This window comes from Actinophytocola sp., from assembly GCF_035712165.1.
Taxonomy (GTDB): domain Bacteria; phylum Actinomycetota; class Actinomycetes; order Mycobacteriales; family Pseudonocardiaceae; genus DASYTH01.
Genome location: NZ_DASTBH010000306.1, coordinates 1 through 19,110 on the forward strand (window position 1 = coordinate 1; position 19,110 = coordinate 19,110).

Annotated in this window: 23 protein-coding genes; 3 read left to right on the forward strand and 20 right to left on the reverse strand. The window is 71.3% G+C overall.

Features of this window, described 5'->3' with window-relative positions; all coding sequences use genetic code 11:
• The 11 genes from metK to pyrR all read right to left on the reverse strand — a co-directional run.
• Positions 1 to 865 (reverse strand): methionine adenosyltransferase (gene metK, locus VFO68_RS17260; protein WP_414635522.1); only part of this gene is annotated, 865 nt, incomplete at its 3' end.
• Positions 866 to 926: 61 nt separating this feature from the next.
• A complete protein-coding gene (coaBC, locus tag VFO68_RS17265) occupies positions 927 to 2,162 on the reverse strand; it encodes a bifunctional phosphopantothenoylcysteine decarboxylase/phosphopantothenate--cysteine ligase CoaBC (protein WP_325159326.1) in 1,236 nt (411 codons plus the stop codon).
• On the reverse strand, positions 2,159 to 2,449 hold the full coding sequence (gene rpoZ / locus VFO68_RS17270) for a DNA-directed RNA polymerase subunit omega (RefSeq protein ID WP_325159327.1): 291 nt from the start codon (positions 2,447 to 2,449) through the stop codon (positions 2,159 to 2,161). Before rpoZ ends, coaBC begins: the two co-directional genes overlap by 4 nt.
• Before the next feature lie 15 nt (positions 2,450 to 2,464).
• On the reverse strand, positions 2,465 to 3,046 hold the full coding sequence (gmk, locus tag VFO68_RS17275; RefSeq protein WP_325159328.1) for a guanylate kinase: 582 nt from the start codon (positions 3,044 to 3,046) through the stop codon (positions 2,465 to 2,467).
• A complete protein-coding gene (gene mihF, locus VFO68_RS17280) occupies positions 3,043 to 3,360 on the reverse strand; it encodes an integration host factor, actinobacterial type (protein WP_325159329.1) in 318 nt (105 codons plus the stop codon). The genes gmk and mihF overlap by 4 nt, the downstream gene beginning before the upstream one ends.
• Before the next feature lie 183 nt (positions 3,361 to 3,543).
• Positions 3,544 to 4,344, reverse strand: a complete 801-nt coding sequence (pyrF, locus tag VFO68_RS17285) for an orotidine-5'-phosphate decarboxylase (RefSeq protein WP_414635523.1) — start codon at positions 4,342 to 4,344, stop codon at positions 3,544 to 3,546.
• Positions 4,345 to 4,346: 2 nt separating this feature from the next.
• Positions 4,347 to 7,667 (reverse strand): carbamoyl-phosphate synthase large subunit, encoded by a 3,321-nt coding sequence (gene carB / locus VFO68_RS17290; RefSeq protein WP_325159331.1) that lies wholly within the window; start codon positions 7,665 to 7,667, stop codon positions 4,347 to 4,349.
• Positions 7,660 to 8,793 (reverse strand): glutamine-hydrolyzing carbamoyl-phosphate synthase small subunit, encoded by a 1,134-nt coding sequence (carA, locus tag VFO68_RS17295; protein WP_325159332.1) that lies wholly within the window; start codon positions 8,791 to 8,793, stop codon positions 7,660 to 7,662. The genes carB and carA overlap by 8 nt, the downstream gene beginning before the upstream one ends.
• Positions 8,790 to 10,085 carry a dihydroorotase gene (locus tag VFO68_RS17300; protein WP_325159333.1) on the reverse strand — a complete coding sequence of 432 codons (1,296 nt, stop codon included), beginning with the start codon at positions 10,083 to 10,085 and terminating at the stop codon, positions 8,790 to 8,792. Before VFO68_RS17300 ends, carA begins: the two co-directional genes overlap by 4 nt.
• Positions 10,082 to 11,026, reverse strand: coding sequence for an aspartate carbamoyltransferase catalytic subunit (locus VFO68_RS17305; RefSeq protein ID WP_325159334.1), 945 nt, complete (start codon positions 11,024 to 11,026; stop codon positions 10,082 to 10,084). The genes VFO68_RS17300 and VFO68_RS17305 overlap by 4 nt, the downstream gene beginning before the upstream one ends.
• On the reverse strand, positions 11,023 to 11,613 hold the full coding sequence (pyrR, locus tag VFO68_RS17310; RefSeq protein WP_325159335.1) for a bifunctional pyr operon transcriptional regulator/uracil phosphoribosyltransferase PyrR: 591 nt from the start codon (positions 11,611 to 11,613) through the stop codon (positions 11,023 to 11,025). The genes VFO68_RS17305 and pyrR overlap by 4 nt, the downstream gene beginning before the upstream one ends.
• Positions 11,614 to 11,871: 258 nt before the next feature.
• Here pyrR and VFO68_RS17315 point away from each other — a divergent pair, with 258 nt between their 5' ends.
• On the forward strand, positions 11,872 to 12,360 hold the full coding sequence (locus VFO68_RS17315) for a transcriptional regulator (protein ID WP_325159347.1): 489 nt from the start codon (positions 11,872 to 11,874) through the stop codon (positions 12,358 to 12,360).
• A 65-nt stretch (positions 12,361 to 12,425) separates the two neighbouring features.
• On the opposite strand, the gene VFO68_RS17320 is transcribed toward VFO68_RS17315, so the two are convergent.
• From VFO68_RS17320 to VFO68_RS17340, 5 genes are all read right to left on the reverse strand, one after another.
• Entirely contained in the window at positions 12,426 to 12,671 is a 246-nt protein-coding gene (locus VFO68_RS17320; RefSeq protein WP_325159336.1) for a DUF397 domain-containing protein, read from the reverse strand.
• Between the two features lie 39 nt (positions 12,672 to 12,710).
• Positions 12,711 to 13,577 (reverse strand): helix-turn-helix transcriptional regulator, encoded by an 867-nt coding sequence (locus VFO68_RS17325; RefSeq protein ID WP_325159337.1) that lies wholly within the window; start codon positions 13,575 to 13,577, stop codon positions 12,711 to 12,713.
• 91 nt (positions 13,578 to 13,668) lie between these two features.
• A complete protein-coding gene (nusB, locus tag VFO68_RS17330) occupies positions 13,669 to 14,088 on the reverse strand; it encodes a transcription antitermination factor NusB (RefSeq protein WP_325159338.1) in 420 nt (139 codons plus the stop codon).
• Between the two features lie 5 nt (positions 14,089 to 14,093).
• On the reverse strand, positions 14,094 to 14,657 hold the full coding sequence (gene efp, locus VFO68_RS17335) for an elongation factor P (RefSeq protein WP_325159339.1): 564 nt from the start codon (positions 14,655 to 14,657) through the stop codon (positions 14,094 to 14,096).
• Between the two features lie 29 nt (positions 14,658 to 14,686).
• Entirely contained in the window at positions 14,687 to 15,799 is a 1,113-nt protein-coding gene (locus tag VFO68_RS17340; RefSeq protein WP_325159340.1) for an aminopeptidase P family protein, read from the reverse strand.
• Positions 15,800 to 15,839: 40 nt separating this feature from the next.
• Here VFO68_RS17340 and VFO68_RS17345 point away from each other — a divergent pair, with 40 nt between their 5' ends.
• Positions 15,840 to 16,256: a B-4DMT family transporter gene (locus VFO68_RS17345; RefSeq protein WP_325159341.1), complete on the forward strand. Its 417-nt coding sequence runs from the start codon at positions 15,840 to 15,842 to the stop codon at positions 16,254 to 16,256.
• Here the strand turns inward: VFO68_RS17345 and VFO68_RS17350 are convergent.
• A complete protein-coding gene (locus tag VFO68_RS17350) occupies positions 16,236 to 16,847 on the reverse strand; it encodes a helix-turn-helix domain-containing protein (protein WP_325159342.1) in 612 nt (203 codons plus the stop codon). The two genes, VFO68_RS17345 and VFO68_RS17350, sit on opposite strands and share 21 nt — an antisense overlap.
• Before the next feature lie 44 nt (positions 16,848 to 16,891).
• Between VFO68_RS17350 and VFO68_RS17355 the strand changes: the two genes are divergently transcribed.
• Positions 16,892 to 17,251: a rhodanese-like domain-containing protein gene (locus VFO68_RS17355; RefSeq protein ID WP_325159343.1), complete on the forward strand. Its 360-nt coding sequence runs from the start codon at positions 16,892 to 16,894 to the stop codon at positions 17,249 to 17,251.
• On the opposite strand, the gene VFO68_RS17360 is transcribed toward VFO68_RS17355, so the two are convergent.
• From VFO68_RS17360 to VFO68_RS17370, 3 genes are all read right to left on the reverse strand, one after another.
• Positions 17,218 to 17,934 (reverse strand): VOC family protein, encoded by a 717-nt coding sequence (locus VFO68_RS17360; RefSeq protein ID WP_325159344.1) that lies wholly within the window; start codon positions 17,932 to 17,934, stop codon positions 17,218 to 17,220. The genes VFO68_RS17355 and VFO68_RS17360 overlap by 34 nt on opposite strands.
• Positions 17,931 to 18,365 (reverse strand): type II 3-dehydroquinate dehydratase, encoded by a 435-nt coding sequence (aroQ, locus tag VFO68_RS17365; RefSeq protein WP_325159345.1) that lies wholly within the window; start codon positions 18,363 to 18,365, stop codon positions 17,931 to 17,933. Before aroQ ends, VFO68_RS17360 begins: the two co-directional genes overlap by 4 nt.
• 4 nt (positions 18,366 to 18,369) lie before the next feature.
• The coding region (locus tag VFO68_RS17370; protein WP_325159346.1) for a 3-dehydroquinate synthase family protein at positions 18,370 to 19,110 on the reverse strand (741 nt) is incomplete at its 5' end.

A 19,110-nucleotide genomic window follows, 5' to 3' on the forward strand; every position in this document is an offset into this window, starting at 1 on the left:
GCATCGCGTAGGCCGCCGAGCGGTCCACCTTCGACGGGTCCTTGCCGGAGAACGCCCCGCCACCGTGCCGGGCCATCCCGCCGTAGGTGTCCACGATGATCTTCCGGCCGGTCAGGCCGGCGTCACCCATCGGACCGCCGATGACGAACCGGCCGGTGGGGTTGACCAGCAGGCGGACGTTCGAGGTGTCCAGCTCCAGGCCGTCCAGCTCCGGGCCCATGACCTGCTCGCGGATGTCCACGCCGAGCAGCCGCTCCAGGTCGATCCCGTCGGCGTGCTGGCTGGAGACCACCACGGTGTCCAGCCGCACCGCCTGGTCGCCGGCGTACTCGATGGTGACCTGGGTCTTGCCGTCCGGCCGCAGGTAGGGCAGCACGCCGTTCTTGCGGACCGCGGTCAGCCGCTTGGCCAGCCGGTGCGCCAGCGCGATCGGCAGCGGCATCAGCTCGGGGGTGTCGGTGCAGGCGTAGCCGAACATCAGGCCCTGGTCACCCGCGCCCTGCCGGGCGATCTCGTCCTCGGCGGAGTCCTCCACCCGGGACTCGTAGGCGGTGTCCACACCCTGGGCGATGTCCGGGGACTGCGCCCCGATGGCGATGTTCACGCCGCAGGAGTTGCCGTCGAAGCCCTTGGCCGACGAGTCGTACCCGATCTTGAGGATGACGTCGCGGACGATGGCCGGAATGTCGGCGTAGGCCTCGGTGGTGACCTCACCGGCCACGTGCACCTGGCCGGTGGTGACCAGGCTCTCGACCGCGACCCGGGAGCGGGGATCCTTGGCGAGCAGGGCATCCAGAATCGAGTCGCTGATCGCGTCGCAGATCTTGTCCGGATGGCCCTCGGTCACCGACTCGGAAGTGAACAGCCTGGACGTCACGACGCAACCCACCTATCTCATTCACACAACGGGACCAACTGGTCCGCACCTATTGCAACTCACCGTCGAGCAGTGCCACCACGGCATCCCACACCTCGGACGCCAGTTGCGCCTTCGAGCCGAGAGCGATCGGCCGTTCGGTGCCGTCCGTGGATAGTAGCCAGCCGGCGTTGTCCTCCGTCTCGAAGGCTTTCCCCTCGCCGACGGCATTCACCACCAGTAGGTCGCAGCCCTTCCGCTTGTGTTTCACCCTGGCATGGTCGAGCACATCGGCACTGGTGTCGCCGGTCTCAGCGGCGAACCCCACGATCACCTGTCCGGGGGTCCGCGCGGCCACCAGTTCGGCCAGGATGTCGGGGTTGCGGGTGAGGGCGACCGGGTCCGGGTCCCGACCGGTTTTCTTGATCTTGTATTCGGCTCGGTGCGCAGGTCGGAAGTCGGCTACGGCGGCGGCCATGACGATCACATCGGCGTCCGCGGCGACCTTGTGCACCGCCTCGCGCAGCTCCTCGGCGGTACCGGCGCGAACCAGTTCGGCGCCGGCCGGTTCGGGCAGCGCCACGGTGTGCGCGGAGACCAACGTCACGGTCGCGCCGCGGGCCACGGCGGTGCGGGCCAGCGCGTAGCCCTGCTTGCCGGAGGACCGGTTGCCCAGATAGCGGACCGGGTCGAGCGGCTCCCGGGTCCCACCGGCGGAGATGACCACGCGGCGGCCGGTCAGGTCGCGGGGCAGCGCGTCCGGCCGGCTGAGCAGCAGCCGGGCCAGGTCCACGATCTCGGCCGGGTCGGCCAGCCGGCCCTTGCCGGTGTCCGCTCCGGTGAGCCGCCCGCTGGCCGGTTCGGTGACCAGGACGCCGCGCCGCCGCAGCGTCGCCACGTTGTCCCGGGTGGCCGGGTGCTCCCACATCTCGGTGTGCATGGCGGGCGCCATCAGCACCGGGCACCTGGCGGTCAGCAGGGTGTTGGTGAGCAGGTCGTCGGCCAGGCCGTTGGCGGCCTTGGCGAGCAGGTCCGCGGTGGCCGGGACGACCAGGACCAGGTCGGCCTGCTGCCCGATGCGGACGTGCGGAACCTCCGGCACGTCGGTGAACACGCCGGAGTGCACGGGGTTGCCGGACAGCGCCTCGAACGTGGCGGCGCCGACGAACCGCAGGGCGGACTCGGTCGGCACGACCCGGACCTCATGGCCGGTTTCGGTGAGCCCGCGCAGCACCTCGCAGGCCTTGTAGGCGGCGATACCGCCCCCCACGCCGAGGACGACGCGGGGGCGCGCCGCCGGGCTCACTCGCCCTCGGTGTGCTCGAGCAGGCCGGAGTGGATCTCGCGCAGCGCGATGGACAGCGGCTTCTCCCGCGGGCCGGGCTCAACCAGCGGCCCGACGTACTCCAGCAGGCCTTCGCCGAGCTGCGCGTAGTAGTCGTTGATCTGCCGGGCACGCTTCGCCGCGTAGATCACCAGCGCGTACTTGGAGCTGACCTTGTCGAGCAGGTCGTCGATCGGGGGGTTGGTGATGCCTTCGAGGACATGTCCGGTCGGGTCACCCAGTGCGCCCAGCTCGGTGGGGGTGATCACTCGCAACGCTCCAGCTCATTCGGGGGTATCCGCTGTTAACAAGGTTAGCAAGTCACGGGCGGCGGTCCGGACGTCGGTGTTCACCACGACGGCGTCGAACTCGTCCTGCGCCGCGATCTCCTCCTTGGCGGTGCGCAGCCGGCGGTCCACCACCTCGGGCGGTTCGGTGCCGCGCCCGGTCAGCCGCTCGACCAGGTGGTCCCAGCTGGGTGGGGCCAGAAACACCAGCAGCGCCTCGGGGGCGGCCAGCTTCAGCGCGCGTGCGCCCTGCAGGTCGACCTCGACCAGGGCGGGCAGGCCGGCGGCCAGCCGCTGCTCGACCGGGGCGCGGGGGGTGCCGGAGCGATGGAGCCCGCCGTGGATCTCGGCCCACTCCAGCAGTTCGCCCGCGGTGACCATGCGGTCGAACTCGGTCCGGCTCACGAAGTGATAGTCCCGGCCGTCCACCTCACCCGGGCGTTGATTCCGGGTCGTGGCCGAGACGCTGAACCACACGTCGGGAGACAGCGTGCGCAACTCGCGCACCACGCTGCTCTTACCTACACCAGAGGGGCCGGCCAAAACGACGAGCCGGCCCCGCTGTTGCACACGATTCACTCGCCGCCGAACTCCGCGAGCAACGCCTTGCGCTGACGGTCGCCAAGACCGCGAAGGCGACGGCTAGGGGCGATCTCAAGCCGCTCGATGATCTGCTGGGCGCGCACCTTGCCGACGCCCGGGAGGGCCTCCAGCAGGGCGGTGACCTTCATCTTGCCCAGGACCTCATCGTTGTCAGCCTTGGCCAGCACGTCCTTGAGGGTGGTGCCGCCTCGCTTCAGGCGCTCCTTGAGCTCAGCCCGGGCGCGTCGGGCGGCAGCCGCCTTCTCCAGCGCTGCGGCCCGCTGCTCCTCGGTCAGCTGGGGAAGGGCCACGATTTCCTCCGTGGGGGTGATTGCTACAGGGTGGATCGGTGCAGCGACGTTACCGACCTTGGGTAGGCCAGGACAACGCGGGTCCCGATAGTGCGTTCCGTAGCCCTCACCTACCTCTCGATGACTTTCTGTAGTCATCCCGGTTCGACTTGCACGAATGAGTGATACCCGAGTTAGTCAAGCTCAAAGCACCGCCGCAAGGGAATCCCGAACTCGGCATGCGGCCGCCCGCAGCGCCGCCGGGTCGGGTCCGTGCCGGAGCACGTCCCGGGAGGTCGTCGGCAGCACCTGGGGCAGCCGGTCGCCGAACGCCCTGCGCAGGTCGGCCGGTGTGCCGCCCTGCGCGCCGAACCCCGGCGCCAGGATCGGACCGCCCAGGTTCGACAGGTCCAGGCCCGGGTCACCGACGTTGCCGGCGATCACCACGCCCACCCCCCGGGCCGCCGCCGCGTCGACGATCGACTGGGCCACCGCCCGGCCGTCGGGTCCGGTGGCCCGCTGCACCGCCGCGCCCTGCGGGTTGGAGGTCAGCGCCAGCACGAACACCCCGCGCCCGGTGGATTCGGCCAGGTCCAGGGCCGGTTCCAGGGAGCCGAAGCCGAGATAGGGCGAGAGGGTGACCGCGTCGCCGGCCAGCGGCGAACCGTCCGCCAGGTAGGCCCGGGCGTAGGCGGCCATGGTCGAGCCGATGTCCCCGCGCTTGGCGTCGACGAGCACCAGCGCGCCGGCCGCCCGGGCCGCGGAGATCACCCGCTCCAGCACCGCGACGCCGCGCGAGCCGAACGCCTCGAAGAACGCCGACTGCGGCTTGACCACGGCGACCTCGCCGGTCAAGGCCTCCACACAGGTCAGCGCGAACCGTTCCAGACCGGCCGGGTCGACCGGGAGCCCCCAGCCGGTCAGCAGTTCCGGGTGCGGGTCGATCCCCACGCACAGGGCGCCGCGCGCCGCCGTCGCCGCCCGCAGCCGCGCGCCGAAGGACACCGTCACCGGGGCTGCCCGGCCCGCAGCGCCGCCTGCAGCGCCTGCAGCGGTTCGACGCCGATGTCCTGGTGGATCAGGGCCTCGATGCCGTGCACGGCGGCGGCCGCGCCCTGGATGGTCGTCACGCACGGGATGTCCCGGGACACCGCCGCGGTGCGGATCTCGTAGCCGTCCAGCCGGGGGCCGTGGTTGCCGTACGGGGTGTTGATCACCATCTGGACCTGGCCGTCCCGGATCAGGTCCACGATGTTGCCGTCGCCCTCGAAGTGCTTGCGCACCACCGTGCACGGGATGCCGTTGCGCCGCAGCACCTGCGCCGTGCCGGAGGTGGCCAGGATCTGGAAGCCCAGGTCGGCCAGCCGCTTGACCGGGAACACCATGGCCCGCTTGTCGCGGTTGGCCACCGAGACGAACACCGCGCCGGTGGTGGGCAGCGAGCCATAGGCGGCGGCCTGGGACTTGGCGAACGCCTTGCCGAACGAGGCGTCGATGCCCATCACCTCGCCGGTGGACTTCATCTCCGGGCCGAGCAGCGAGTCCAGGCCATGCCCCTCGGGGGTGCGGAACCGGTGGAACGGCAGCACGGCCTCCTTGACCGCGACCGGGGCGTCGGCGGGCAGGTCGGCGCCGTCGCCCTGGGCCGGCAGCAGGCCCTCGGCGCGCAGGTCCGCGATGGTGGCGCCGAGCATGATCCGGGCGGCCGCCTTGGCCAGCGGCACCGCGGTCGCCTTGGACACGAACGGCACGGTGCGGGAGGCGCGCGGGTTGGCCTCCAGCACGTAGAGCACGTCGTCCTTGAGCGCGTACTGCACGTTGAGCAGGCCGCGCACCCCGATGCCCATCGCGATGCCGGTGGTGGACCGCCGGATGGCCTCCAGGTCGGAGCGGCCGAGGGTGATCGGCGGCAGCGCGCAGGACGAGTCGCCGGAGTGGATGCCGGCCTCCTCGATGTGCTCCATCACGCCGCCCAGGAACACCTCGGTGCCGTCGCACAGCGCGTCGACGTCGATCTCCACGGCGTCGTCGAGGAACCGGTCGACCAGAACCGGGTGCTCCGGGGAGACCGCGGTGGCCCGCTCGATGTAGCTGGCCAGCGAACCCTCGTCGTAGACGATCTCCATGCCGCGCCCGCCGAGCACGTAGGACGGGCGGACCAGCACCGGGTAACCGATCTCGTCGGCGATCCGCTTGGCCCCGGCGAACGAGGTCGCGGTGCCGTAGCGGGGGGCGGGCAACCCGGCCTGGGTGAGCACGTCGCCGAACGCGCCGCGGTCCTCGGCCAGGTGGATCGCCTCCGGCGGCGTGCCGACGACCGGCACACCGGCATCGGCCAGCCGCCGGGCCAGCCCGAGGGGGGTCTGCCCGCCCAACTGCACGATCACACCGGCCACGCCCGGCCCGCCGGCCCCGGAAGCCCGTTCCGCGTGCACCACCTCGAGCACGTCCTCGAACGTGAGCGGCTCGAAGTAGAGCCGGTCGGCGGTGTCGTAGTCGGTGGACACCGTCTCCGGGTTGCAGTTGATCATCACGGTCTCGAACCCGGCCGCGCGCAGCGCCATCGCCGCGTGCACGCACGAGTAGTCGAACTCGATGCCCTGCCCGATCCGGTTCGGGCCTGACCCCAGGATCAGCACCTTGGGCCGGTCGCGTTGAGTGGCCACTTCGGACTCGGCGGCCGGGTCGGTCTCATAGGCCGAGTAGTGGTACGGCGTGCGCGCGGCGAACTCGGCCGCGCAGGTGTCCACGGTCTTGAACACCGGCCGCACGCCGAGCCGGTGCCGCAGCGTGCGCACCCCGTCCTCGCCGGCCAGTTCCGGGCGCAGCGCGGCCACCTGCCGGTCGGACAGCCCCGCCCGCTTGGCCCGGCGCAGCAACGGCGCGTCGAGCACCGGCGCGGCGATCAGCTCCGCGCGCAGTTCCACCAGGGCGGCGACCTGGTCGACGAACCACGGGTCGATGCCGGAGGCGGCCGACACCTCGGCGACGCCGGCGCCCAGCCGCAGGGCCCGCTCCACCGTGTACAGCCGGCCGTCGTGCGGCGTGCGCAGCGCGTCCACAACGGACCGCATCGACTCGCCGCCCGGATCCGGCCCCGTCCAGAACCCGGCCTGCGCGGTCTCCATCGACCGCAGCGCCTTGCCAAGCGCCTCAACGAAACTGCGGCCGATCGACATGGCCTCGCCGACGCTCTTCATCGTGGTGGTCAGCGTCGGGTCGGCCCCCGGGAACTTCTCGAAGGCGAACCGCGGCACCTTCACCACCACGTAGTCCAGCGTCGGCTCGAAGCTCGCCGGGGTCTCGCCGGTGATGTCGTTGGTGATCTCGTCCAGGGTGTAGCCGATGGCCAGCTTCGCCGCGATCTTGGCGATCGGGAACCCGGTGGCCTTCGACGCCAGCGCGCTCGACCGGGACACCCGGGGGTTCATCTCGATCACGACCAGCCGGCCGGTCTCCGGGTGCACCGCGAACTGGATGTTGCACCCGCCGGTGTCCACCCCGACCTCGCGCAGCACCGCGATCCCCACGTCGCGCATGTGCTGGTACTCCCGGTCGGTCAGGGTCATCGCCGGCGCCACCGTCACCGAGTCCCCGGTGTGCACGCCCATCGGGTCGATGTTCTCGATCGAGCACACCACGACCACGTTGTCCCGCCGGTCGCGCATCAGCTCGAGCTCGAACTCCTTCCAGCCGAGCACGCTCTCCTCGATCAGCACCTCGGTCACCGGGCTCTCCGCGAGCCCCACCGCCGCCAGCCGCTCCAGCTGCTCCGGCGTGTGCGCCATCCCGGACCCCAGGCCGCCCATGGTGAACGACGGCCGGATCACCACCGGCAACCCCAACTCCTTGACCGCGACCCGGACCTCGTCCATCGACCGGCACACCGCGCTGCGCGGCACCTCGGCGCCCACCGACCGCACGATGTCCTTGAACCGCTGCCTGTCTTCTCCGCGCTGGATGGCCTCGATGTCCGCGCCGATCAACTCCACGTTGTACTTCTCCAGCACGCCCTGCTCGTGCAGCCCCACCGCCGTGTTCAGCGCCGTCTGCCCGCCGAGCGTGGCCAGCAGCGCGTCCGGCCGCTCGCGGGCGATCACCTTCTCCACGAACTCCACCGAGATCGGCTCGATGTAGGTGGCGTCGGCGAACTCGGGATCGGTCATGATCGTCGCCGGGTTGGAGTTCACCAGCGTGACCCGCAGCCCCTCGGCCCGCAGTACCCGGCAGGCCTGGGTTCCGGAGTAGTCGAACTCGCATGCCTGGCCGATCACGATCGGACCGGAGCCGATCACCATCACATGCTCGATATCGGTCCGTTTAGGCATCGTGGTTCTCCATCAACCCCAGGAACTCGTCGAACAGCGCCGCGGCGTCGTGCGGGCCGGCCGCCGCCTCCGGGTGGTACTGCACGCCGAACGCCGGGACCTCCAGCGCCCGCACCCCTTCCACACACCCGTCGTTCGGGCAGTAGTGGCTCACCGTCGCCACCCCGAACGGCGTGCCGAACCGCTCCCCCGGCTCACCCTCCAGCGCGAACCCGTGGTTCTGCGCGGTGATCGCCACCCGCCCCGTGGCGGTGTCGATCACCGGGATGTTGATCCCGCGATGCCCGTAGCGCAGCTTGTAGGTGCCCCGGCCGAGCGCGCGGCCGAGGACCTGGTTGCCGAAGCAGATCCCGAACAGCGGGATCCGGCGCTCCAGCACCGACCTGGTCAGCGTCACCGCGTGGTCGGTGGTGGCCGGGTCGCCCGGCCCGTTGGACAGGAACACCCCGTCCGGCTCGACGCCGAGCAGGTCGTCCAGCGACGCCGAGACCGGCAGCACGTGGGTCTCGACTCCCCGCTGGGCCAGCATTCTCGGCGTGTTGGACTTGATGCCGAGGTCCAGCGCCGCCACCCGGAACCGGCGCTCGCCCACCGCCGGCACCCGGTAGGTCGCCCCGGTGCTGACCTCGCCGGCCAGATCGGCGCCGAGCATCTGCGGGCCGGACCGGACCTGGTCCACCATGCTCGCCTCGTCGGCCAGCGCCGGGCCGGAGAACACCCCGGCCCGCATCGCACCGCGTTCCCGGATGTGCCGGGTCAGGGTGCGGGTGTCGACTCCGGCGATGCCGACCACCCCCTGGCTCACCAACGCCTCCGGCAGCGACCGGCGGGACCGCCAGTTCGACGGCATCCGGGCCGGGTCACGCACCACGTAACCGGCCACCCAGATCCGGTCCGACTCGTCGTCCTCGTCGTTCCAGCCGGTGTTGCCGATCTGCGGCGCCGTGGCCACCACGATCTGCCGGTGGTACGACGGGTCGGTCAGGGTCTCCTGGTAGCCGGTCATCCCGGTGCAGAACACCACCTCGCCGAGCGTGCGACCGGTGGCGCCGAACGACTCGCCCCGGAACACCCGCCCGTCCTCGAGCACCAGCGCGGCAGTGTTGGACTGTTCGTTCCCGCTCACTCGCCTACCTTCCCGTCGTGCGCGGTGATCCGGCCGCGGAGGAGCGTCGTGACCACCCGGCCGGGCAGCGTCATGCCCTCGTAGGGCGTGTTGCCGGCGATGCTGGCCAGTGCCGCCCCACGCACCGTCCAGGTGGCGTCCGGGTCGACCAGCGTCAGCGTGGCCGGCTCGCCGGGCTCCAGTGGGCGGCCCTGGTCGGGCAGGCCGGCGATCTCGGCCGGCCGTTCGCTCAGCACCCGGGCCACCCCGCGCCAGTCCAGCAGGCCGGGCCGGACCATGGTCGCCACCACCACCGACAGCGCGGTCTGCAGCCCGAGCATGCCGGGCCGGGCCGCCGCCCACTCGCAGTCCTTGTCCTGCGGCGCGTGCGGGGCGTGGTCGGTGGCCACGCAGTCGATCACACCCTCGGCCAGCGCGGCACGCAGCGCCTTGGTGTCGGACAGCGCGCGCAGCGGGGGGTTGACCTTGTTCACCGGGTCGAAGGTGGTCAGCCGTTCCTCGTCGAGCAGCAGATGGTGCGGGGTCACCTCGGCCGACACGCTCACGCCGCTCGCCTTGGCCCAGCGCAGGATCTCCGCCGTCCCGGCGGTGGACACGTGGCACACGTGCAGCCGGGCCGCGGTGTACCTGGCCAGCAGGCAGTCCCGGGCCACGATCGCCTCCTCGGCGACCGCCGGCCAGCCGGTCAGGCCCAGCCGCGCGGCCAACTCGCCGTCGTGGGCCTGGGCGCCCTCGGTCAGCCGCGGCTCCTCGGCGTGCTGCGCGATCACCGCGCCCAGCGCGGTCGAGTACTCCAGCGCCCGGCGCATGAGCAGCGGATCGGCCACGCAGTGCCCGTCGTCGGAGAACATCCGCACCGCCGCCGCGGAGCGGGCCATGCTGCCCAGCTCGGCAAGCCGCTCGCCACGCAGGCCCACGGTCACCGCGCCGACCGGATGCACGTCCACCAGCCCGACCTCGCGGCCGCGCCGCCACACGTGCTCGACGACCACCGCGTTGTCGGCGACCGGATCGGTGTTGGCCATGGCGAAAACCGCGGTGTAGCCGCCAAGGGCGGCGGCCGCCGAGCCGGTGGCGATCGTCTCGGCGTCCTCCCGGCCCGGCTCACGCAGGTGGGTGTGCAGGTCGACGAAACCGGGCAGCGCGACCAGCCCGCCCGCGTCGATCACCTCGGCGCCGTCGGCGTCCACATCGGACCCGAGCGCCGCGATCAGCCCGTCCCGGACCAGCAGGTCCACCGGCTCACCCGCGCCGTAGGGCCGGATGCCGCGCAACAGAATCGTCATCGTCATGGGTTCCCCTCCTCGTGCGCGAGCAGGTGGTAGAGCACGGCCATCCGGACGTGCACGCCGTTGGCCACCTGCTGGGTGATCGCGGCCGACGGCGAGTCGGCCACCGTCGAGGCGATCTCCATGCCGCGCAGCATCGGCCCGGGATGCAGCACGACCGCGTGGTCCGGCAGCAGCCGCAGCCGGGCCTCGGACAGGCCGTAGGCGCCGGCGTACTCGCGCGCCGACGGGAAGAAGCCGCCGTGCATCCGTTCGGCCTGGACCCGCAACATCATCACCGCGTCCAGGCTGGGCAGTTCGGCGTCCAGTTCGTGGCTGACCGCCACCTTCGCGCCGTCCAGCCAGCGTCGCAGCCCGGCCGGCACCAGCGTGGGCGGGGCGACCAGCACCACCTCGGCGCCGAGGGTGCGCAGCAGGTGCACGTTGGACCGGGCCACCCGGCTGTGCAGCACGTCGCCCACGATCGCGACCCGCCGGTCGGCGATCCCACCCAGCCGCTCGCGCAGGGTCGCGGCGTCCAGCAGCGCCTGGGTCGGATGCTCGTGGGTGCCGTCGCCGGCGTTGACCACCGCCGTACCGGTGTCGGCGAGCCAACCGGCCAGCCGGTGCGCCGCGCCGGACGCCGGGTGCCGGATGATCACGCAGTCGGCGCCGGCCGCGGACAGGGTGAGCACGGTGTCGCGCAGCGACTCGCCCTTGCCGACCGAGGAGCCGCCGGCCGACACGTTGACCACGTCCGCGCTCATCCACTTCCCGGCGATCTCGAACGAGACCCGGGTACGCGTGGAGTTCTCGTAGAACATGGTCACCACGGTCCGGCCGCGCAGCGTCGGCAGCTTGCGCACCTCCCGGCCGAGCAGCGTGCGCTTGAGGCTGTCGGCGGTGTCCAGCACCGCGGTGGCGACCTCGGCGTCCAGACCTTCGGTGGAAAGCAGATTCCTCATGCCCCCGCCTCCATGGGTCGGCGCAGCAGTACGGCATCCCGGCCGTCGGTCTCCTCGAGCAGGACGGCGATGTCCTCGTCCCGGGCGGTCGGCACGTTCTTGCCGACGTAGTCGGCCCGAATGGGCAGCTCGCGGTGACCGCGGTCGATCAGGGCGGCGAGCTGCACGGCGCGCGGGCGACCCACGTCGCGCAGGGCGTCCAGCGCGGCGCGCACCGTGCGACCGGAGAACAGCACGTCGTCGACCAGGATCACGAGCGCGTCGTCCACACCGGACGCCGGCAGCGCGGTGGCCAGCAGCGGGCGGGTCGGTCCGCGGCGGAGATCATCGCGGTAGAGCGTGATGTCCAGCACCCCGGTGGGAACCGTCACACCGCTGAACTCGGCGATCCGGGCGGCCAGCCGGGCGGCCAGCGGCGCGCCCCGGGTGGGGATGCCGAGCAGAACGACGTTGACCGGTGCGGCTTCGATGGCCGTCTTCTCGATCACCTGATGGGCCATTCGGGCGACAGTGCGCGCGACATCGCCTGGTCCGAGCAGCTCCCGCTGCCCGGCCGGGTCCGTCGCGCCACGGGTCCGCGGCGCCACGGCTGACCTCCTTCCCCGCCTCGCTGGACGGGTCGTTAAAGGATGTCCTACCTACCCCACCTGGGGTTTCTCGCACCCTAGCAGGCGCTGGACGGCGTCTTGGCCAGCGACCCGGGCCAGATTCGTCACTCCTGCTCGCGGGATCAACTTGACCTGGTGACAACTCTGGGTAACCATTACTCTGCGTGTTGATCTGAGGCAAACCCGCGGCAGTCCCACAGAGCCGGCCGTCGGGGCGAAGGAATGGAGAATCGCCATATGGGCGACTACGCCAAGGCGCTTGGAGGCAAGCTCAGGGGCATCCGCCAGCAGCAGGGCCTGTCCTTGCACGGAGTGGAGCAGAAGTCCGGCGGCCGGTGGAAAGCCGTCGTCGTCGGGTCCTATGAGCGCGGCGACCGAGCCGTGACCGTCCAGAAGTTGGCCGAGCTGGCTGACTTCTACGGCGTTCCGGTGATGGAGCTGCTCCCGGAAGGTCGCGTTCCGTCCGGGGCGGAGCCGGCCACCAAGATCGTGATAAACCTGGAGCGGCTGCAGCAGCTCCCCGCCGAGAAGGTCGGCCCGCTGGCCCGCTACGCGGCCACCATCCAGAGCCAGCGCGGCGACTACAACGGCAAGGTCCTGTCCATCCGGACCGAGGACCTCCGGTCGCTGGCGATCATCTACGACATGACCCCCGGCGAGCTGACCGAGCAGCTGATCGACTGGGGTGTCCTACCTCCCGAGGCCCGACCCTCCAAGGAGGACTGACCGCATGTCCCAAAGGGGCCTTCGCCGATCGGCGAAGGCCCCTTTGGACTGTCGTGACTGTGTTGTCAGCGGGTCGACTCGTCCCGCCCAACCCGGGCCAGAAACGATGTCCACGCATCCGGACGCACCCAGAAGGTGCCCGCGTCGGGATTCTTCGAATCCCGCACGCCAACCGCCGTCGCGGTGATGATCCGAACCTCGACACAGGTGTCGTTCGCGGTCACGCTGAACGTGCTTTTGAACCAACCGGTGTCACGGCCCCTGGGTAGTTGATCTTCCATTTCTCCCTGCGCGTGATAGACAAGTTTCATGATCGGGAATCCCCGTGCTTACCTTATACCCGCCGGGATCTATCGGCTCGCCACGAGGTCCGCGATGATCGACCGGGATTCCCCCGGGCTGGCCGCGAGGTCGTAGATTCGTTGGAACGCGCGGGACAACCGGGCCGTGTCGGTCGGCTCGTCAAGATATGTGGACGGTCCATACGCGACCGGCAAAAAGGCAACCGGACGCAACTGCGGTCCGAGCCGGACCATAATCAGCCCGGCACTCGGCGCCGGGTTGTGGGACACCGTGGAAGAAAGCACCCGAATCGTGATGTTCGGAAACTGCTCCAGGGTGGACAACAGGTGGGTCAGCTGGCGCGCCATGGTCGGGCCGTCACCGACCTCTGTGCGCAGCGCGTCATCGGTGATCACGAACCGCATGGTCTTGGCCGGCTGGGCGGTCAGGATGATGCGTTGCCGTTCGACCTGGAAGGTTCGCCGGTTCTCCCGCTCCACCCGGGACGACTCCCAGAGGATCCCGTCGGCGTCGGCGGCGATCGCCTCGAAGTACTCGGGGGTCTGCAGCAGGCCCGGAATCACGCCCCGCTCGTACCAGTCGATCTCCGCCGCCATCGCCTGCAGGTCGGTGATCCGTTCGTAGGAACTGGGCCGCAGATCGGTATAGGGGCGACGGGTGGGCCGCTGCCGGGCTTCGGCGCCCAGCGCCAGCAGCCCGGTCTTGTCCGCCGGACTCGCGCCGAGAAAGTCCAGTAGCCGGGACAGTTCCTCCGCGGTGAGCGTGCCCTTTCCGTCCAGCACGTTGATCAGCCGGGCCCGGCTCTTGCCGATCGCCGCGGCGGTCTCGTCCAGTGTCTTTTTCGACTCGGCGCGCAGCCGCTTGAGGGCCTCACCGAGAAACAGTCGGGACACGGTGAGCACACCGGCAGCCATGACGTCCTCCGCGGTTCCCCGACCGGCAAGCTGAGGTGGGATACCGTATCGGGTTTTTACCGGATGCGTCTCCGCCGAGTGTGTTTTTGCCCTACAGAGTCGCGCGCAGGCGATCGGCGATCGTGGCGATCCGGCCTAAGACGCCGTTGACGAAGCGCGGGGAATCGTCGGTGGACAGGCTCTTGGCGAGCGCGACCGCCTCGTCGATGGCGACCGGATCCGGGACGTCGGAAACCCAGAGCAGCTCGTAGAGGCCGAGCCGCAGCACCGCGAGGTCGACCGGAGGCATCCGGCCAAGGGTCCAGCCCTCCGAGTGCTCGGTGAGCAGTTCGTCGATTCGGTCCCGGTGCGCGGCGACGCCCTCGACCAGGCTGACCGTGTAGTCGTTGATCGGGGCGGCGTCCGGTTCCGCGGTGCGCTCGGTGAGCACCTCGACCGGGTCCGCCCCGCGCATCGCGGCGGCGTAGAGCACGTCGATCGCGCGTTTGCGGGCTTTGCTTCGGGCACCCACCGGACTCAGCCGCTGACGCGGCCGAGGTACCGGCCGTCGCGGGTGTCCACCTTGACCTTCTCGCCGGTCGACAGGAACAGCGGCACCTGGATCTCCGCGCCGGTCTCCAGGGTGGCCGGCTTCGTGCCACCGGTGGACCGGTCGCCCTGCAGGCCCGGGTCGGTGTGCTTGATCACCAGCTCGACCGACGTGGGCAGCTCGATGAACAGCGGCGCGCCCTCGTGCGTGGCCACGATCGCGGTCTGGTTCTCCAGCATGTACTTCGCCGCGTCGCCGACCGTGTCGGCCGAGATGTGCATCTGCTCGTAGGTCTCGCTGTCCATGAACACGAAGTCCGTGCCGTCCGAGTACAGGTAGCTCATCTCCCGGCGGTCGACCGTGGCCGTGTCCACCTTCACCCCGGCGTTGAACGTCTTGTCGACGACCTTGCCGGACAGCACGTGCTTGAGCTTCGTGCGCACGAACGCCGGGCCCTTGCCGGGCTTGACGTGTTGGAACTCGACGACCGACCAGAGCTGTCCCTCGAGGTTCAGCACGAGGCCGTTCTTCAGGTCGTTGGTGGAAGCCACGGAAAGATCTCTCCTGTACTCGACAAGGTCTACACCACGATGAGCTGCTTTGTGGTCAGCGTCAGCAGTTCGGGATCTTCGTCCCGCACGACGAGGGTGTCCTCGATGCGGACACCGCCCTTGCCGGACAGGTACACACCCGGCTCCACGGTGACTGCCATACCGGCCGCGATCCTACCTTGACCGGCCTTGCCCAACATCGGCGCCTCGTGGATCTCCAGACCGACCCCGTGGCCGAGTCCGTGCAGGAAGTTCTCGCCGTGCCCGGCATCCTCGATCACCTTGCGGGCCGCGGCGTCCACCTCGGCGGTCGCCGCCCCGACCCGCAGCGCCGCCCGGCCGGCCGCCTGCGACTCGGCGACCAGGTCGTAGAGCTCACGCTGCCAGTCGGCCGGCCTGCCCAGCACCAGGGTCCTGGTCATGTCCGAGTGGTAGCCGTCGACCAGCGCCCCGAAGTCCAGCTTGACCAGGTCGCCGGCGCGCAGCACGGCATCCGTCGGCCGGTGGTGCGGGACCGCGGAGTTGGCCCCGGTCGCCACGATCGACTCGAACGAGGGCCCGGCCGCCCCGTGATCGAGCATCCGGTTCTCCAGGTCCCTGGCCACCTCACGCTCGGTCCGGCCGGCGGCCAGCCCGCCCTGCTCGATCAACCCGGCCAGCGCCCGGTCGGCCGCGGCGCAGGCCATCCGGAGCGCCTCCACCTCGGTGTCGTCCTTGATCATCCGCAGGGTCTCGATCCGGCCGGGCACCCGGACCAGCTCGATGTTCCGGCCGGCGGCCGAGGCCAGCTCGTCCAGTTGCTCGACCGTCACGTGCTGGCTCTCGTACCCGGTGCGCGCGTACTGCCGCGGCTGCTCGCCGGCCCGCTTGGCCAGGGCGAGCGCGCTGCTGCGGTCGATGACCCGTTCCAGGTCCGGCACCTGCCGCTGCGACTGGGTCAGATAACGGCCGTCGGTGCAGAACACGGTGCGGTGCTCGGCCTCCGGTTCGTCCGCCGCATGCACCAGCAGCGCCGCGTTGGATCCGGTGAACCCGGTCAGGTACCGGATGTTGAGCAGATCGACCACGAGCAGGGCGGCCACGTCGAGCTCATGCAGTAGGGCGCGCAACGCGGCGCGGCGGCGGCCATGGATGTCGGGCATGCGGCCAGCCTATGAGGTTCCGCCGTCCTAGGCTGGCGCGATGGGAACCTGGCTGCTTCGCGGCGGAGTGCTCGCCGTCGTGCACGCCGCGGGCGAGATCGCGGTGGCCGCGTTCGCGGTGCGCCATCCGACCTCGCAGACCACGCTGGCCGCGATCGTGCTCGGCGTGCTGGTCGCGGTGGCGGCCGTGTGGGGCATGGTGGACCGCTGGCGCGAGCTGGCCCGCCCGGAGCGGACCTGGCTGATCGCCGCGCTGGTCGCGGGCTGGGGCGCCGGGGTGCTCGGCGTGATCGGGCGAGCGGCCTTCGTCGATCAGACCGGGGCCAGTGCGCTGGGCGGCGCGCTGACCGGCGGGGCCGCGTTCACCGCGCTGCTGGTGTTCGTCCCGGCCGCGATCGGTTTGCTGGCCGGCACCTGGATCCGGCCCGGGCGGCGCTCAGCGGCCGGCGAGGACTGACCGGGCCAGTTCGGTCACCCCGGCCCGCAGCCGGTCCAGCGGAACCTCGTCGCGCAGCGCCATCCGCTGGTCGGCGGCGAGCGGGGCGAGCAGGGCGTGCGCCAGGACCGTCGCGTCGAGGTCGGGCCGGGCCTGTCCGAGCAGCCACTCGACGTGCCGGTGCCACAGGCGGTAGGAGCCGATCCGGTACCGGGCGCCGGGCCGCGCGGTCTCGGACATGTGCAGCAGGTCCAGGTGGGCGTCGAGGAAGTCGGCGTAGGCGGTGAGGAACGCCGTCAGCCGCTCGGCCGGCGGCGCTCCCGGGCCGAGCGGCGGCGGACCGGACAGGACGGCGGCCTGCAGTCGCGCCTCACGCGAGTCCAGCAGGGCCACCGCGAGACCCGCCTTGTCGCCGAACCGCCGGAACAGCGTGCCCTTGCCAACCTGGGCGGCCTGCGCGAGCTGGTCCATGGACACCGAGTCCACCCCGTGCTCGTGGAACAGCCGCTCGGCCGCATCCAGGATGCGGGCCCGGTTGCGGGCGGCGTCGGCGCGTTCCCGGCGGGGTGCGCCCACGGAATAAGCGGACTGCGGTCCGGTGTTGTCGCTCATGACAGATACGGACTCTAGTCCGATTTCTTCGTGAAGGGACCGACATGACCGCTCTGATCAGCCGCGACGAGCTGCGCGCCGCCATCGAGACCGGCGCCGTGACCGTCGTCGACGCACTCGGCGCGACCTACTGGGCCAAGCAGCACCTGCCCGGAGCCGTCCCGCTGCTGGCCGGCGACGTGCCCACCGAGGCCGCGCGCCTGCTGCCGGACAAGGCGGCGGCGATCGTCACCTACTGCTCGAACCAGGCCTGCCCGAACAGCCAGCAGGTCGCCTCCGGGCTCGAGCGACTCGGCTACACCAACGTGCGCAAGTACCGCGACGGCATCGAGGACTGGGTCGGGGCCGGCCTTCCGGTCGAGTCCGTTGCTCAGGCCGAGTCGGCGACCAGTTCGACCTCGTAGCCGTCGCCGTTCTCCAGGTAGGCGGCGTAGTGGTCCGGGCCGCCGGCGTGCGGGTGCCGGTCGGCGAACATCAGCCGCCAGCCGTGTGCCGCACCTGCCCGGACCAGCCGTTCGACCGCCTCCGGGCAGGCCGCGTGCAGGGCGATGTGGTTCAGGCCGGGCCCCATCCGGTCGTGCCGCTCGCCCTGCCGCGCCGGCGAGTCCTCGAACACCAGGTAGGTCGGCCCGAGCCGCCAGCTCACGCCATGCTCCCAGCGTTGGTACTCGGTCCAGCCCAGCTCGGTGAGCAGCCAGCCCCAGGACGCCTCGGTGGCGGCCAGGTCCGCGACCCACAGCTCGACGTGGTGCAGCCGGCCGGCGACCGGCGGCAGCGCGACCAGCAGCCGGGCGCCGTCTCGCTCGCCGACCTCCCGGAACCCCGCCGGCACGCCGCTGGGCTCGCGCGCCAGCGCGAACACCGCGGGCGCGGCCAGCGTGCCGAACGCGTACCGCAGCAGGGCTTCGGCCGCCTCGGCACTCAGTCGTGGGTCGGGCAGCCGGCAGTCGAGGAGCGGGCCGGGCAGTTCGCCGCCCGGGTGCAGGTGCGCGGTGCCGAGCACCGTGCCGTCCTGCTCGCAGGCCCAGGTGCCGGCGCCGGTGGGCCGCAGGGTCAGGCGCGGGGTGCGCAGGGTCGGCGGCGTCACCCCTTGCGGTTCTCCGCCAGCCAGCGCAGGGCGAGCGGGTAGCCCTGGACGCCGAGCCCGACGATCACGCCGGTCGCGATCGCGGAGATGTAGCTGTGGTGCCGGAACTCCTCCCTGGTGTGCACGTTGGTGATGTGCACCTCGACCAGGGGCGCGGTCAGCGCGGCACAGGCGTCCCGGATCGCGATCGAGTAGTGGGTCCACGCGCCCGCGTTGAGCACGACCGCGACCCCGTCGTCGGCGGCCGCGTGCAGCCAGCCGAGCATCTCGCCTTCGTGGTCGGTCTGCCGCACCTCGACGTCGATGCCCAGCTCCCGTCCCGTCGCGGTGCACAGCTCGACGAGATCGGCGTACGTGTCGTCGCCGTAGATCAGCGGCTCCCGGCTGCCCAGCCTGCGGAGGTTGGGTCCGTTGAGCACCAGCACCTTCATGAACTCACCCTTCCCCGGCCACGGCGGTGTAGGCCGCTTCGAGCAGCACCTCGCTCGGACCCTCCAGGCGGCCCGGCGTGGCCAGACCGTCCAGCACGACGAACCGCAACACGCCGGCGCGGGTCTTCTTGTCGCCCCGCATGATCTCAACCAGCTCCGGCAGCGCGCCGGGGGCGTAGCGGGTGGGCAGTCCCAACGACTCGAGCACGGCGCGGTGCCGGCCGACGGTGGCCTCGTCCAGCCTGCCGGCGGCCCGGGCCAGCTCCGCGGCGAACACCAGGCCGACGCTCACCGCGGCGCCGTGCCGCCAGCGGTAGTCCTCCCGGCGCTCGATGGCATGGCCGAGGGTGTGGCCGTAGTTGAGGATCTCGCGCAGGCTGGACTCGCGCAGATCGGCCGCGACCACGTCGGCCTTGATCTGGATCTTGCGGCGCACCAGCTCGGCCAGCACCTCCCCGGCCGGATCGAGCGCGGCGGCCGGGTCGGCCTCGATCAGCTCGATGATCCGGGGGTCGCCGATGAACCCGCCCTTGACCACCTCGGCCATTCCGGCGACCAGTTCGTCGCGGGGCAGGGTCAGCAGGGTGTCCAGGTCGACCAGCACGGCCGCCGGCTCGTGGAACACACCGACCAGGTTCTTCCCGGCCTCGGTGTTGATGCCGGTCTTCCCGCCCACCGCGGCGTCGACCATGCCGAGCAGCGTGGTCGGCACGTTGCCCAGCCGCACCCCGCGCAACCAGGTGCC

Coding starts and splice junctions, on each gene's coding strand:
- VFO68_RS17320 (WP_325159336.1), bottom strand. CDS start 12,671: ATGAAACTTGTCTATCACGCGCAGGGAGAAATGGAAGATCAACTACCC.
- VFO68_RS17300 (WP_325159333.1), bottom strand. CDS start 10,085: ATGACGATGACGATTCTGTTGCGCGGCATCCGGCCCTACGGCGCGGGT.
- VFO68_RS17345 (WP_325159341.1), top strand. CDS start 15,840: ATGGGAACCTGGCTGCTTCGCGGCGGAGTGCTCGCCGTCGTGCACGCC.
- VFO68_RS17340 (WP_325159340.1), bottom strand. CDS start 15,799: ATGCCCGACATCCATGGCCGCCGCCGCGCCGCGTTGCGCGCCCTACTG.
- VFO68_RS17305 (WP_325159334.1), bottom strand. CDS start 11,026: ATGAGGAATCTGCTTTCCACCGAAGGTCTGGACGCCGAGGTCGCCACC.
- VFO68_RS17315 (WP_325159347.1), top strand. CDS start 11,872: ATGGGCGACTACGCCAAGGCGCTTGGAGGCAAGCTCAGGGGCATCCGC.
- aroQ (WP_325159345.1), bottom strand. CDS start 18,365: ATGAAGGTGCTGGTGCTCAACGGACCCAACCTCCGCAGGCTGGGCAGC.
- VFO68_RS17350 (WP_325159342.1), bottom strand. CDS start 16,847: ATGAGCGACAACACCGGACCGCAGTCCGCTTATTCCGTGGGCGCACCC.
- carB (WP_325159331.1), bottom strand. CDS start 7,667: ATGCCTAAACGGACCGATATCGAGCATGTGATGGTGATCGGCTCCGGT.
- VFO68_RS17325 (WP_325159337.1), bottom strand. CDS start 13,577: ATGGCTGCCGGTGTGCTCACCGTGTCCCGACTGTTTCTCGGTGAGGCC.
- VFO68_RS17355 (WP_325159343.1), top strand. CDS start 16,892: ATGACCGCTCTGATCAGCCGCGACGAGCTGCGCGCCGCCATCGAGACC.